Source organism: Colwellia aquaemaris (assembly GCF_057548755.1).
In genome coordinates, this window is sequence record NZ_BAAJLV010000001.1 from 590,872 (window position 1) to 605,275 (window position 14,404).

The window sequence follows — 14,404 nt, forward strand, 5'->3', positions numbered from 1 at the left end:
GGCATTTATTAATTAGATGAACAAAAACCAGCTGCAATACATGAACCGCCATTTGTCCAGATAACAGTTCCAGGAGTAGCCGTGGTATTGCCCGTCATAGTAAAGTCAACATTAGTTCCAGCAGAGTTTGGAACATTGGTTTCGACAGTTATTAGAGGTGCCGTAGAGGTACCAGCAATTTTCACTGCTGTAACGATATCTGAAGCAGCCCAACCATTATCTGCTCCATCATTACCATCGTCTATTTGATGACAGTTACCTTGCCCTAACTGTACACAAATATCAATTGCCGTTTTAGCTGGTGTTGCTGCTAATACTGCTTCCGAAAACTCGGCACGTTGAGCATATGTTTGATAAGCAGGTAATGCTACTGCGGCTAAAATACCGATAATCGCAACTACGATCATCAATTCGATAAGGGTAAAACCTTGTGATTTCTTCATTGTATTAAGCTTGTTCATAATTTAGTTAATTCCATACTTTATTACAGGGGCTAAATTGATACTGCGACAAAATTTGCCAAATGTAAAACATTGTGTCGATTTTTTTTAATTTTTTTTGCTGTTTTTGCTTAAATAGTCAATTTTTACTCTATTTAACAAAATATTAACCTTTGTGGTTCGGCAACTGAAAACTCAATATAGTAAAATGGTTCACCTGATTGTTAGCTCATAATAACTGAGTTAGAAAATAGCAGGGATTAGTTGCTCAACTATGATGGAAAGTATTGAGCAACTTGATGATTATTTAGGTTTTAAAAATTAAACAAAGCGCATTGATAAATCGACAGCTTTAACATGCTTAGTTAGTGCACCAACTGAGATGAAATCAACGCCTGATTTAGCGTAATCCTTCAAAGTGCTAAGCGTCATATTACCTGAAACTTCTAATTTGGTTTTACCCGCTGATATTTCAGCACTAAGCTTTACTGCTTGTTCTATCATGTCAGTGGTGAAGTTGTCTAACATGATAATATCACTACCCGCATTTAGTGCTTGGGTAAGTTCGTCGATATTTTCAACTTCAACTTCAACGGTTTTATCGCTGTGATTAACCCTTGCTGTTTGTATGGCTTTTTCTATGCCGCCACAAGCAGCTATATGATTTTCTTTAATAAGAAATGCATCGAATAAACCAATTCTGTGATTAACGCCGCCACCGCAGGTTACGGCATATTTTTGTGCGCTGCGCAGGCCTGGTATAGTTTTTCGAGTATCCAGTAATTTAGTCGATGTACCTTCTAGATGTTTTACATAGGTGCTAGTAACGGTTGCTGTACCCGATAGGCTTTGTAAAAAGTTTAACGCGGTACGTTCACCAGTTAATAAAATACGGGCACTGCCAGACAGTTCAAATAATGTGGTATTAGCTTTAACATGTTGCCCGTCGTTAACAAACCAAGTAATTTTTGTGTCAGTGTTGTAAATATTATCAAGCTGCTTAAACACTTCATTAACCCATGCAACACCACAAATAATACATTCATCTCGGCTAATGATATTGGCAACGGCTTGATTTTCAGCTGGGATTAATTCTGCGGTAATGTCGCTACTTGTGGCAAGTTCGTCATAAGTGTTTACGCCCAAGTCTTCACATAATGCCCAAGTGATGGTTTTGCTAATGTCGTTTGTTAATGATACTGGTAACATCTAAGGTTGCTCTCGTAAGATAAGTTGTTTTCCGGTTTGGCGGAATTCTACTCTTTTTAGGGCACTCATGCCCAATAAAATTTCATCGGCATCCATACTAGGATTGATGTGTGCAGCAACATTATACAGATAGATATTGCCAATGCGTAGCTCATTTATTGTTGTTTGATAAACCGAAATACTGCCATTAGCCGTTTGAACGCGGTACTTACTGCCTGCTTGTAGCGATAGATTTTCTGCAATATGAGCAGGAACAGAAACTTGTGTTGCACCAGTATCAAGCAGGAAGGTGACTTGATTGCCATTAATTGCCCCATTGGTTACGTAATGCCCTTGTCGATTTTGTTGCAGTGTAACCTGTGCCTTGCCATTGCTTTGAAGTGATAATGTTGGCTCTTGATTGGGGTTATATTGATTATCAAGAATATCTTGAAAAATAAATACTAATAAAGCAATACCAATAATCCATGCAATCCAGGTAAAACTTTTAGCAAAACTTGTTGTTACATCGTTATTACTCATATAGCCCCTATTTGTATTGATAACTTGTTCTGTTGTGAACTTTACTATGTAATAGCTTAACATGAGATAAACAACAAACCATTGTATGCAAGAATGTAACGAAAATGTCCTGCCATTAAGTATCGAAAATGGTTGGCTAAAACAGGCTGAAATTCAAAAATCTGATCATTTTGAGCACAGAGATAAAAATGAGGCGATTAGCCTATTAGTTGTGCATAATATTTCACTGCCGCCCGGTCAATTTGGTGGCAATCACATTACCAATTTTTTTCTTGGCAAATTAGATCCAAGCATAGATCCATATTTCCAATCAATTTATAACATTAGGGTGTCGGCACATTGTCTTATTCAGCGCACAGGACATATTATTCAATATGTTTCGTTTAACGATAAAGCGTGGCATGCAGGGGTATCTAATTACCAAGGCCGAGAAAAATGTAACGACTTTTCAATTGGTATTGAGCTGGAAGGAACTGACGAAATTCCCTATACTAAAGAACAATATCAGCAACTTAGTGCCTTAACTAAGCAGTTAAGAACCGCATATCCTGAAATAACGGATAACATTGTTGGGCATTGTGATATTGCTCCTGAGCGTAAAACAGACCCCGGGCCGGCATTTGATTGGTTGCGCTATCGGGAATCTATAGCGACATAACGCTTTATAAATTTAATTTTGACTTACATATATGTTGGATAACGAAATATGAGCTTAATCAGTTTATTAATTGCATTAATAGCCGAACGATACTTATCGTCAAGTACATGGCAATTTAATACATTCTATCAAAGGTATATCCAAGCAATTAATCAAACTAAGGTGCTTGCCGATTATCGACATTCAGCCGTTTTAGGTTACGCAGTGATTTTTATCCCTGTTATAGGTTGTTATTTCTTATTAGCACAAATTGACAATGCCTTATTGCATTTAATTGCATCAACCTTGATATTAATTGTTTGCTTTGGCTGTGTGAAAACAAGAGATGCATATAAAAGCTACTTAGTTTCGGCATTTAAAGGTGAATTAACCACCTGTGAGTTGCATCATTTACAATTACATCAAGATAAGAACATTGCCAATATGGGCTTTGGTCAAACCTTAGTGTGGCTAAATTATCGCTATTTTATTGCCGTTATGCTGTTTTTTGTACTTTTTGGCGCAGCAGGAGCATTATTTTATCGTTTGCTTACCACAATGAATGAGTGTGCTAATAACAAAGAAGATGAAACAACAGAGGAGAAAGGGAAAGCTCAAGCAAATACTGCTAATGACGATGCCTGTTATGCCAATCAACAGCTATTGTTTTGGGTCGACTGGCTACCGGTTAGGTTAGTTGCTTTTGGTTATATGTTTGTCGGTCATTTTTCTAAAGCAATGCCTGTTTGGTTAGAAAACCTGTTTGAATTTGAAAAAGCGCCAAGCAAGGTTTTGATTGCGGTTGCTGAAAAGTCAGAAGATTTTATGGTTGATGCCGACGATTGCACCGCTGAGCCTTGTTTGTTAGTAAAGTTAGCTAAGCGCACCTTGTTGTTATTTTTAGTGGTCATTTCATTATTAATTTTAACTGGAACTATTACCTAAGGTTTGCTGCATATTTTGACTGCGTTACCACTTAATTCTGTAAAATAACCATTTGGCTTAGGATCTGTCCTGAAACCCTGGCATTAAGCAGCGGTAAAAAAGCACGGCAAAGTTAAACACGCCCCGATTATTGACTATTAAGTCATATCTCACCTTGCTTTTCAAAATAGAACGCAAGGTGCTTCCTTTCCGATATAAGTGCATAAAACGTTTAACACGTTCGTTTAGGCATTGCAGAAATCCTTTTTTATAGCAGTTTAGGTATGCCTAAACTTTGCCATTTCTTTATAACTACCCTATAAATGTTTATTCATTTAGCTTGAAAACCAGTAAATAATTCTAGTTTATTTTGCGTTAACTTTCGTCCAAAAAATGAGCGCTAGTTTACAATAGCACAACTATTTGCTACATTATGACTCGCAAAATCAATTGGTAAGACCAATTTACCACTTGTGTTTTTTAAGAAATACACTGAATTTAGATACAAAATATCTGAATATTAAAGGGTTTTAAATGTCTATTCCGAGTATTAAAAAGCCGGTAAAACAAGCTAAGTTGTCTGACGTTATTCTGTCGCAGCTTGAAGCCATGATTTTAGAAGGCAGTTTAAAACCTGGACAAAAATTACCAGCTGAGCGCGAATTAGCAAAACAATTTGATGTTTCGCGCCCGTCTTTACGTGAAGCTATTCAAAAATTAGAAGCTAAAAGTTTGGTAACACGCAGGCAAGGTGGTGGCACTTACGTTAACGAAAATATTTTAGGTGGTTTATCAGATCCCTTATTTGCCTTAATGGCTAATAACAATGAATCACAATTTGATTTATTAGAGTTTCGTCACGGTATTGAAGGTATGTCAGCCTATTATGCGGCGATGCGCGGTACGCAAGCAGATTTTGAAGAAATTCAACGTAAGCACGACAATATAGGCAATGCGCAACTTGAAGATGATTACCGCCTTGAAGCGGAAGCCGTATTTGAATTCTATTTAGCCATATGTGCTGCCAGTCATAATGGCGTAATACTGCAACTAGCACACAGTATGGCGCCATTATTGATTGATAATATTGAGCAAAATTTAACAATTTTGGCAAAGCGACCTGATGTTTTTAGTCAAATTTCAGATTATCGCACGCGTTTAATGAGCGCGATTGTGAGTGGCAAACCTCAAATTGCTTGGGGTGCAAGTCATCGACATTTAGCGTTCATAGAAGAAGTGTTATTAAAAATGACACAAGAAAATAGTCGTATGGAAAGGTCGATGCGACGTATGAAAAGAACTGAATTTTAAATATTTTTTAAACATGTAAAACGAGTTAAGGATATCTACTAAAAAGCAGCTATCTTTAAGCAAACGAATTTAAACTTAATAAACTAAATCGGAGACTAAGTAATTATGTCTGAGCTCCCAAATAACGACATTGATGCAATTGAAACACAAGAGTGGATTGAATCAATGGAATCTGTTCTGGAAAATGAAGGTCCAGAGCGCGCTCACTTTCTATTGGAAAAGTTAATTGACCATGCACGTCGCAGTGGTACACATTTACCGTTCGACGCAACAACGGCATATGTAAACACTATTCCGCCAGGGCAAGAGCCGCATATGCCAGGCGACCAAACTATTGAAGCGCGTATTCGTGCTGCTATTCGTTGGAATGCGATGGCGTTGGTACTTAGAGCATCGAAAAAAGATTTGGACCTAGGTGGTCACATCGGTTCGTTTGCATCTTCTGCTATGTTGTATGATGTTGGGTTTAATCACTTCTTTAATGCCGCGTCACCAAAAGACGGCGGCGATTTTATTTTTGCTCAAGGCCATATTTCTCCGGGTATCTATTCACGTGCTTTCCTTGAAGGGCGTTTAACTGAAGAACAAATGGCAAACTTTCGTCAAGAAGTTGATGGCGAAGGTTTATCTTCATACCCGCACCCTCATTTAATGCAAGACTTTTGGCAATTCCCAACAGTATCTATGGGGTTAGGTCCATTACAAGCTATCTATACCGCTCGTTTCCTCAAATATTTAACTGATCGTGGTATTAAAGATTGTTCAGGACAACGTGTTTACGCCTTTTTAGGTGATGGTGAAACTGATGAGCCAGAATCTTTAGGTGCAATTGGCTTAGCAGCACGTGAAGGTTTAGATAACTTAACCTTCATTATTAACTGTAACTTACAGCGTTTAGATGGCCCTGTTCGTGGTAACGGCAAAATAATTCAAGAACTTGAAGGTACCTTCCGTGGCGCAGGTTGGGAAGTTACTAAAGTAATTTGGGGTTCATACTGGGATGCGTTATTAGCTCGTGATACTTCAGGAAAGCTATTACAGCTAATGAATGAGACGGTTGATGGTGAATACCAAAACTGTAAAGCCAAAGGCGGTAAGTACACTCGTGAAAACTTCTTTGGAAAATACCCTGAAACAGCCGCTATGGTGGCAAATATGTCTGACGAAGACATTTGGCGCTTAAACCGTGGTGGTCATGATCCAGTTAAAGTATATGCCGCTTACGATAAAGCAATTAAAACTAAAGGTCGCCCAACAGTTATCTTAGCGAAAACAGTTAAGGGGTTTGGTTTAGGGCAATCAGGTGAAGCCCAAAACGTAGCTCATAATGTTAAGAAAATGGACATTGAATCAATTAAGCAATACCGTGATCGTTTCAATATGCCTATTAGCGACGACCAAATTGAAGAATTACCTTTCTTTAAGTTTGATGAAGACAGTCCTGAAATGAAGTATATGCGCGCACGTCGTGAAGCACTTGGTGGTTCATTACCTGCACGTCGTGAGCAAGCTGAAGAATCTTTAGAGATCCCACCGCTTAAATCTTTTGATGCGATTCTAAAAGGCTCTGGCGAACGTGAAGTGTCGTCAACCATGACTTTTGTTCGAGTATTAAATAGCTTATTAAAAGACAAGAAAATTGGTAAGCGTATCGTGCCAATTATTCCTGATGAAGCACGTACCTTTGGTATGGAAGGTTTGTTCCGCCAAGTAGGTATTTATGCTAATGAAGGACAAAAATATATTCCTCAAGATGCTGACCAAGTTGCTTATTACCGTGAAGATAAGAAAGGCCAAGTATTACAAGAAGGCATTAATGAGTTAGGTGCCATGGCATCTTGGGTTGCCTCAGGTACCTCTTATTCAACCTGTAACGCGACAACCATTCCATTTTACATTTACTACTCTATGTTTGGCTTCCAACGAGTGGGTGATTTAGCATGGGCGGCTGGTGACAGCCAAGCACGTGGTTTCTTGCTAGGTGCAACGGCAGGTCGTACGACACTTAACGGTGAAGGCTTACAGCACCAAGATGGACATTCACATGTACAAGCAGGCTTAATTCCAAACTGTGTAACTTATGATCCAACCTACGGCTATGAAGTAGCGGTAATTATTCGCGATGGTTTACGCCGTATGTATGAAAATAATGAAAATATTTTCTACTACCTGACCTTGATGAATGAAAATTACCAACATCCGGCGATGCCAGAAAATAAAGATGTTGCTGATGAAATCATTAAAGGTATTTACAAACTTGAAAGTGTTGCTGCGAAAAAAGCTACCGCAAATGTACAGTTAATGGGCTCGGGTACTATTCTTTTACAGGTTAGGGAAGCCGCACAAATTTTGGCAAACGACTATAACATTTCAAGTGATGTTTACTCGGTAACGTCATTTAATGAGTTAGCGCGTGAAGGTCAGGAAGTGACTCGTCAAAACATGTTGAACCCAGAAGCTGAGCAGCTAGTGCCGTATATTGGTCAAGTTATCACTAAAGAAAATGGTCCAGCAATTGCCGCTACAGATTATGTTAAAGCATACTCAGATCAAGTACGTGCATTTATAGACACAGACTACCGCTGTTTAGGTACTGATGGTTTTGGTCGTAGTGATAGCCGTGCCAACTTACGTCGTCATTTTGAAGTTAACGCTTCATACATAGTTGTTGCGTCATTATTTGAATTAGCTAATCGTGGCGATATTGAACGTAGCATAGTTACTGAAGCAATTAAACGCTTTGAAATTGACACCGATAAGCTTAACCCGCTTTACGCTTAATAGACTAGATAAGGAATTGAAAATGTCTGATATTGAAAAAATTCTAGTCCCAGATGTTGGTGGCGACGAAGTTGAAGTTATTGAAATTTGTTTTGCTGTTGGTGATAGTTTAGAAGCTGATGAAGGTATTGTTACTGTTGAAACTGACAAAGCTTCTATGGATATTCCGGCACCTGTTGCAGGGCAATTAACAGCCCTAAATGTTGCTGTTGGTGACAAAATCAAAGAAGGTGATTTAATTGGTGAAATGAAAGTTTCGGGTGGTGCAAGCGAAGAGCCAGCTGAAACTGAATCAACAACTACCGTTGAATCAACCATTGAGGCGCCAGCTGTAGAGCCCGCTCCTGCTGCTGCAGCAAGTAGCGAAGTCATTGATGTTATCGTGCCTGATATTGGTGAAGATGGCGAGGTTGATGTTATTGATGTGCTTATTTCCGTTGGTGATGAAATTGCTGAAGAAGGTGGTTTAATTACCTTAGAGACTGACAAAGCGACCATGGATGTTCCATCATCTCATGCAGGCACGGTTAAAGAAGTGTTAGTAGCTACTGGCGATAAAGTTAAGCAAGGCTCAGTGGTTATTAAACTAATGACAAGTAGTGGTGCTCCTGTTGCTGTAGAAGCTCCAGCCGAAGCGCCAATACCAGAAGCACCGAAAGCTGCACCAGCGCCTGCTGCGAAAAAAGCGGCACCAGTTCCACATCACCCTCAATCAGGGGTTAAATCAAGTGGTGCTATCTATACCTCTCCGTCAATTCGCCGTTTAGCACGAGAGTTTGGTGTTGATTTAACATTAGTTAAAGGTACGGGTAATAAAGGCCGTATTTTAAAAGAAGATGTGCAATCATATGTTAAATATGAACTGTCGCGTCCAAAAGCGAATGCTGGCAGTAATGTTGCTGGCGGTACTGGTGGTTTACAAGTTGTCGCTAGTAAGCCGGTTGATTTTTCAAAATTTGGTGAAATTGAAGAAAAGCCATTATCACGTATTCAGAAAATTTCTGGCCCGTTCTTACACAAAAACTGGGTAACGATTCCACATGTTACGCAATTTGATGAAGCTGATATCACAAACGTAGAGGCATTCCGTAAAGAGCAGAATCTAGTTTGTGAGAAACAAAAACTTGGGTTTAAAATTACGCCATTAGTGTTTATTTTAAAAGCAGCAGCTGATGCGTTAAAAGCCTTCCCAACATTTAACTCAAGTTTGAGTGAAGATGGTGAAAGCTTAATATTGAAAAAATATATCCACATTGGCGTTGCAGTAGATACACCAAATGGTTTGGTTGTTCCAGTTGTACGAGATGTTGATAAAAAAGGTATTTACGAACTTTCAAAAGAATTACTGGAAATAAGTATCAAGGCACGTGAAGGCAAGTTGAAGGCTGCTGATATGCAAGGTGGTTGTTTTACTATTTCTAGTTTAGGTGGTATTGGTGGTACGGCATTTACGCCAATTGTTAATGCCCCTGAAGTTGCAATTTTAGGTGTTTCTAAATCAGAAATGAAACCTAAGTGGAACGGTAAAGACTTTGAACCTAAGTTAATGTTGCCATTGTCGATGTCATACGACCATCGTGTAATTGACGGCGCATTAGCGGCACGTTTTACTGTGCATTTAGCGTCAGTAATGAGTGATATCAGAAAGCTAATTTTATAGCTTCTAAATAAGGTTTGATACTGATCAGCGATAATTAAAGCAAAGTTGGTAAAATGAAAGTTACTTGGTTAATTTTCATTTTCACCAACTTTTCGCTAATAATTGCAGATTAAAAGATAGCGATCCTTGTGTGGTTTAAGTAAAATTGCCCGCAAGATAAATACAAAGAAATGCTGAAGAGTTTGATGGCTAAGGTCATTTATGTTCATTTGGCAAACATAGGCTGGAATTACCAGCAATCAATACATCAATTTTGAGGTTAGCATGAGTAACGATATTAAAACTCAAGTAGTAGTTTTAGGTGCGGGTCCTGGTGGCTATTCAGCAGCATTTCGCGCAGCAGATTTAGGATTAGACGTTGTTTTAGTTGAAAGCCGTGAAACGCTTGGTGGCGTTTGTTTAAATGTCGGTTGTATTCCATCAAAAGCACTTTTACACGTAGCTAAAGTAATTGATGATGCAGCTGCAATGGCATCTCATGGTGTTACTTTTGGCGCACCTCAAATTGATTTAGATAAAATTCGTGATTGGAAAGAAAGCGTAATCGGCCAATTAACCGGTGGTTTAGGCGGAATGTCTAAAGCACGTAAAGTTAAAACTGTAACAGGTTACGGTAAATTCACTTCTGATAAAACCATTGAAGTTGAAGGCGCTGACGGTAAAACAACTATTACTTTTGATAACGCTATTATTGCTGCGGGTTCTTCTGTAATCGACTTACCATTTATTCCAAATGATGACCCACGTGTTATTGATTCAACAGGCGCATTAGAACTTAAAGATGTACCAGAAGAAATGTTGGTTCTTGGTGGCGGTATTATCGGCCTAGAAATGGGGACGGTATACTCAGCACTCGGCTCAAATGTATCTGTTGTTGAATTTGCTGACCAATTAGTACCTGCTGCCGATAAAGACATCGTTAAAATTTACAACAACTACAACAAGAAGAAGTTCAACATTATGTTGTCGACTAAAGTTGTTGCAGTTGAAGCAAAAGATGACGGCTTATACGTTACTTTTGAAGGCAAAAAAGCTCCAGCAGAGCAAGTACGTTACGACAAAATTCTAGTTGCTGTTGGTCGTAAGCCAAACGGTCACTTAGTTGCAGCTGACAAAGCAGGCGTAAATGTTGATGAACGTGGTTTCATTAATGTTTCTAAAGAGATGCGCACTAACGTACCTCACATCTTCGCTATCGGTGATGTTGTAGGTCAACCTATGCTTGCTCATAAAGCCGTACATGAAGCACATTGCGCTGCTGAAGTAATCTCTGGTAAGAAACATGAATTTGACCCTCGTTGTATTCCTTCAATTGCTTATACTGATCCAGAAATGGCTTGGGTTGGCGTTACTGAGCGTGAAGCAAAAGAGCAAGGTTTAAACATCGAAGTTGCTAACTTCCCATGGGCTGCTTCTGGTCGCGCCATTGCTTCAGCACGTACTGAAGGTAAAACTAAGATGATCTTTGAAAAAGAAACAGGTCGAGTGCTTGGTGGTGCTATTGTTGGTATTAATGCTGGCGAAATGCTTGGCGAGATCTGTTTAGCGGTAGAAATGGGCGCAGATGCTGAAGATGTAGCGTTAACAATTCATGCTCACCCAACATTGAATGAGTCTATTGGCTTAGCAGCTGAAATTTTTGAAGGTTCAATTACTGACTTACCAAATGCTAAAGCAGTTAAAAAGAAAAAATAATTTCTTTTAGAATAAATTTTTAAGTTAAGTGATTAATAAGCCAGCTAAATAGCTGGCTTTTTTATTGAGCTGTTTTTGATGCAAATCTAACAGAGTTCTCACTGGAGTTTTATGCTTCAAACCACTTATTACTCTTATTCAGTACATCCTTTATTTTTAACGGGTTAGAAACTATATTTTTAACTAAGTAAATTTTTAGGGAAATATCATGTTTTCTTGCCGGCACGGAATCGTCTTTTTTTTTCTTATTACTTCTGTTTGTGGTTGCTTTGAGCAAAAGTCAACATCAGACTTAATGCTGGAAGCTAATCAGCAATTTGCCGAAAAGCAATTTTCTACAGCTGAAATTACATTGAAGAAAATCATTAAAGCAGATCCACAATTTGCAAAAGCTAGAGTTCTTTTGGGTGAGATTTACTTGGCGTCGGAAAGGTTTGATTTTGCCGAGAAAGAGCTGTTAAAAGCACTAGGTAGTAGCGCTGAAAAATCGCAAATATCATTGAAATTGGCACAAGTTTACCTCAAGGTTGGAAAAGACAAAGAGGCTATAAGTCTTTTGGCTGATATTGAATTTGAGGACGAGTCTTCGCATTTGCTTAGTTTCATTTTGACCGGTAAAGCCTATATAAACCTCGGAGATAAAAAGAAAGCAAGAGAGGCTTTTGATGAAGCAATTAGCTTAAATAGTGGTGCTACTTATAGCTTGTATGGAGCTGCACTAAAAGCGGCGATGATGAAAAATTTTGCATTGGCCTCAAATTTTTTGGATAGTACTTTGGAGAAGAATGATAATTTAGCCGAAGCATGGATTTTAAAAGCGCGATTGGCGGAAAGTACACAAGACTATGTAGCGGCAAATCAAGCATACACTGAATTTTTAAAAGTAAAACCAGATGCTCACTCTATAAAGCTTTATATGGCAAATAACTTTTTGCTTTTGAATGATATAGAAAATAGTGAATTATTAGCTGATGAGCTATTACAGCTCAATCCTAATCAATTAACGGCAAACTTGCTAAAAGCGCGAATTGCGTTAGAGCGCAAAAACTATAGTCTTGTAATTGAACATGCAGAAGTTGCCCTTAAAGTATTCCCAAATAATCCTCTTGCATTATACCTGTCTGGCTTAAGTCATTACTTTAAAAATAACTATGCACAAGCACATGAGAAGTTATTGCACGTAACATCAATTGTTTCTAAGCAGCATCCTTCTCATCGTTATTTAATGTTAACTATGCTCAAATTAGGAAAGATAGATAAACTAACAGAAGCAATTGCTGAGTATGAGGGGTTTTACCCTCATGAAAGTGAAACCTTGAGTGATTTTGCTTCAAAATTATCTGTTTTAGGGCAATCGGAAGCTTCATTAGCGTTATTAGAAAAAGCATTAAATATTAAGCCTGATAATATACAAGTTAAAACTAAGTTAGGTATTTTAAAATTACTGAGAAGAGACGAGCGAGGATTAGAAGACTTGAAGTCTGCTAGTTCGGAAAGTGCTGAAGATAGTGCTGCAAACTTTGCACTAACTACCGCTTATTTGATTAAAAATGAACCTGAAAAAGCTAAAGATACTATTAATACATGGCTTGAAAATCACCCTGACGATGTTGATGCACTTTTGCTTAAAGCTCAAATTTTACAAGCGTTGCAAATGCCTAAGAAGTCTATTGATACTTTGAAAAAAGCAAATACTTTAAAGCCTAATCAAGCGAAAATATTAATTGAACTGGCGCAGCAGCTATTTCTGCAAGCAAAATATCAGCAGGCTGAAAAAGTAATTAATGATGCACTAACCATAGCAGCAGACTCTAGAGTAGCTTACGATTTGTTATTTAAAATTAAAATAGCATTGAAGGAAAAGGAACAATTTTTAGTTGAATTGGCAAAAATAGCGACAACAAGTCCCGAACGGCAGTGGCCCCGGGTGATACTTGCTCAACAGTCGTTACTTAAGCGCGAGCCTGAACAAGCACTCGAGTGGCTTTCAAGTCTTGATAAATTAAATAATATCTCAAGTGATTATTTTGTCACTTTGCTAAATAGCTACTTTTTACTTAACGATAAAAATCAGATAAATAGTATTGCTGCTCATTGGCAAAAACTATCACCGACCAATTTACAAAGCTATACCTTGCAAATAGAGTTGCTTGAGAAATTGAAAGATATTGAGATGGCAATGAGCGTTGTAAAATTAGCTAGAGCTCAAGATAATCTAGAAAATAACGCTATTTTGATATTGCAGGAGGTACGCTATGCCATCACTTTAGGCAGAATGGATGGCTTAGATACCTTAATACTTAAGATGAAACAAAGACTACCAAACAATGCTCAGGCTCTTTATTTATCCGGTCTACATGCGTTAATGAATAAGCATAATTCTACAGCTAAAAGAGAGCTACAAGCCTCCTTTGCTTTGAATGAAGATCCAAAAACTGCTTTATTATTAGCTAAAGCTTATCAGGATACTGAGAATGTATATGCTGCTATTTCCTTTCTAGAGCAAACTCCAGTAAAGTTAAAAAGTCATTTGCTCATTCAGAAATACTTAGCTGAGCTATATATGATAGCTAAGCCTGAAGCAGCTGAAAAACTATATGTTGATTTAGTGAAGAGGGAACCAAATGATGTGGTTATCCTAAATAATTTAGCAGTAATTAATGCAAAAAACGGCAATGTCGTGACTGCACTAGAGTTTGCTAGAAAAGCGCAGCAGTTATCTCCTAGGCACCCAGAAATACTTGATACTTTAGGTGTGGCATTGATGTATTCAAAGCAACATGACAATGCTGTTGAAGTATTGCAACAAGCCTATAATATTGATAAGTCTTCTGATATTGCTAGACATTATGCACAGGCACTAACTTTAACAGATCAACAAGAAGTCGCCGAATCTGTTTTAACGCGACTCTCGCTGCAAGAACTTGAACTCTTTCATGATGAAATGGCAAAACTCACTCTAAATTAGTGCTGAATTTTTTAAGTCTTTGATTTTTAATGATAAGATTCGATTGTCAATTTTTTTTACAAATAATAAAAAGAGATCTCTAATTGAGATAAAGATAATTTTTTTTAGTTATTTTATTTCATATAGTTATCAGCTTTTAGTGTCAAACATAGCGTGTAGCTATATTTGACAACTACAATTAAAGCTTTATTTTCGGTTAAAAAACAAACACGAAATCATGCCTTTATAATTTTGGCAGCAAATATGCTTGTATTAAA

Annotated in this window: 10 protein-coding genes; 7 read left to right on the plus strand and 3 right to left on the minus strand. The window is 38.0% G+C overall.

What is annotated here, in order from left to right:
• Positions 1 to 8: 8 nt before the first annotated feature.
• From AC27HL_RS02675 to AC27HL_RS02685, 3 genes are all read right to left on the minus strand, one after another.
• Positions 9 to 461: a pilin gene (locus AC27HL_RS02675; protein WP_487078822.1), complete on the minus strand. Its 453-nt coding sequence runs from the start codon at positions 459 to 461 to the stop codon at positions 9 to 11.
• Positions 462 to 761: 300 nt separating this feature from the next.
• Positions 762 to 1,649 (minus strand): carboxylating nicotinate-nucleotide diphosphorylase, encoded by an 888-nt coding sequence (nadC, locus tag AC27HL_RS02680; protein WP_487078823.1) that lies wholly within the window; start codon positions 1,647 to 1,649, stop codon positions 762 to 764.
• Complete coding sequence (locus AC27HL_RS02685) at positions 1,650 to 2,171, minus strand: retropepsin-like aspartic protease family protein (protein ID WP_487078824.1); 522 nt, start codon at positions 2,169 to 2,171, stop codon at positions 1,650 to 1,652. It lies immediately after the preceding gene.
• A gap of 85 nt (positions 2,172 to 2,256) precedes the next feature.
• Here AC27HL_RS02685 and ampD point away from each other — a divergent pair, with 85 nt between their 5' ends.
• The 7 genes from ampD to prsT all read left to right on the plus strand — a co-directional run bounded on the left by ampD (position 2,257) and on the right by prsT (position 14,147).
• Positions 2,257 to 2,829: a 1,6-anhydro-N-acetylmuramyl-L-alanine amidase AmpD gene (gene ampD / locus AC27HL_RS02690; RefSeq protein ID WP_487078825.1), complete on the plus strand. Its 573-nt coding sequence runs from the start codon at positions 2,257 to 2,259 to the stop codon at positions 2,827 to 2,829.
• Positions 2,830 to 2,877: 48 nt separating this feature from the next.
• A complete protein-coding gene (gene ampE / locus AC27HL_RS02695) occupies positions 2,878 to 3,753 on the plus strand; it encodes a beta-lactamase regulator AmpE (RefSeq protein WP_487078826.1) in 876 nt (291 codons plus the stop codon).
• 528 nt (positions 3,754 to 4,281) lie between these two features.
• Positions 4,282 to 5,043 (plus strand): pyruvate dehydrogenase complex transcriptional repressor PdhR, encoded by a 762-nt coding sequence (gene pdhR / locus AC27HL_RS02700; RefSeq protein WP_487079883.1) that lies wholly within the window; start codon positions 4,282 to 4,284, stop codon positions 5,041 to 5,043.
• 105 nt (positions 5,044 to 5,148) lie between these two features.
• Positions 5,149 to 7,824 carry a pyruvate dehydrogenase (acetyl-transferring), homodimeric type gene (gene aceE / locus AC27HL_RS02705; RefSeq protein ID WP_487078827.1) on the plus strand — a complete coding sequence of 892 codons (2,676 nt, stop codon included), beginning with the start codon at positions 5,149 to 5,151 and terminating at the stop codon, positions 7,822 to 7,824.
• 22 nt (positions 7,825 to 7,846) lie between these two features.
• The gene (gene aceF, locus AC27HL_RS02710; protein WP_487078828.1) at positions 7,847 to 9,484 is read left to right on the plus strand and encodes a dihydrolipoyllysine-residue acetyltransferase; all 1,638 of its coding nucleotides are present in this window, start codon (positions 7,847 to 7,849) and stop codon (positions 9,482 to 9,484) included.
• Between the two features lie 264 nt (positions 9,485 to 9,748).
• Entirely contained in the window at positions 9,749 to 11,179 is a 1,431-nt protein-coding gene (lpdA, locus tag AC27HL_RS02715; protein WP_487078829.1) for a dihydrolipoyl dehydrogenase, read from the plus strand.
• A gap of 208 nt (positions 11,180 to 11,387) precedes the next feature.
• Complete coding sequence (prsT, locus tag AC27HL_RS02720) at positions 11,388 to 14,147, plus strand: XrtA/PEP-CTERM system TPR-repeat protein PrsT (protein WP_487078830.1); 2,760 nt, start codon at positions 11,388 to 11,390, stop codon at positions 14,145 to 14,147.
• Positions 14,148 to 14,404 lie beyond the last annotated feature (257 nt).

Coding starts and splice junctions, on each gene's coding strand:
- AC27HL_RS02675 (WP_487078822.1), bottom strand. CDS start 461: ATGAACAAGCTTAATACAATGAAGAAATCACAAGGTTTTACCCTTATC.
- nadC (WP_487078823.1), bottom strand. CDS start 1,649: ATGTTACCAGTATCATTAACAAACGACATTAGCAAAACCATCACTTGG.
- AC27HL_RS02685 (WP_487078824.1), bottom strand. CDS start 2,171: ATGAGTAATAACGATGTAACAACAAGTTTTGCTAAAAGTTTTACCTGG.
- ampD (WP_487078825.1), top strand. CDS start 2,257: ATGCAAGAATGTAACGAAAATGTCCTGCCATTAAGTATCGAAAATGGT.
- ampE (WP_487078826.1), top strand. CDS start 2,878: ATGAGCTTAATCAGTTTATTAATTGCATTAATAGCCGAACGATACTTA.
- aceE (WP_487078827.1), top strand. CDS start 5,149: ATGTCTGAGCTCCCAAATAACGACATTGATGCAATTGAAACACAAGAG.
- aceF (WP_487078828.1), top strand. CDS start 7,847: ATGTCTGATATTGAAAAAATTCTAGTCCCAGATGTTGGTGGCGACGAA.
- lpdA (WP_487078829.1), top strand. CDS start 9,749: ATGAGTAACGATATTAAAACTCAAGTAGTAGTTTTAGGTGCGGGTCCT.
- prsT (WP_487078830.1), top strand. CDS start 11,388: ATGTTTTCTTGCCGGCACGGAATCGTCTTTTTTTTTCTTATTACTTCT.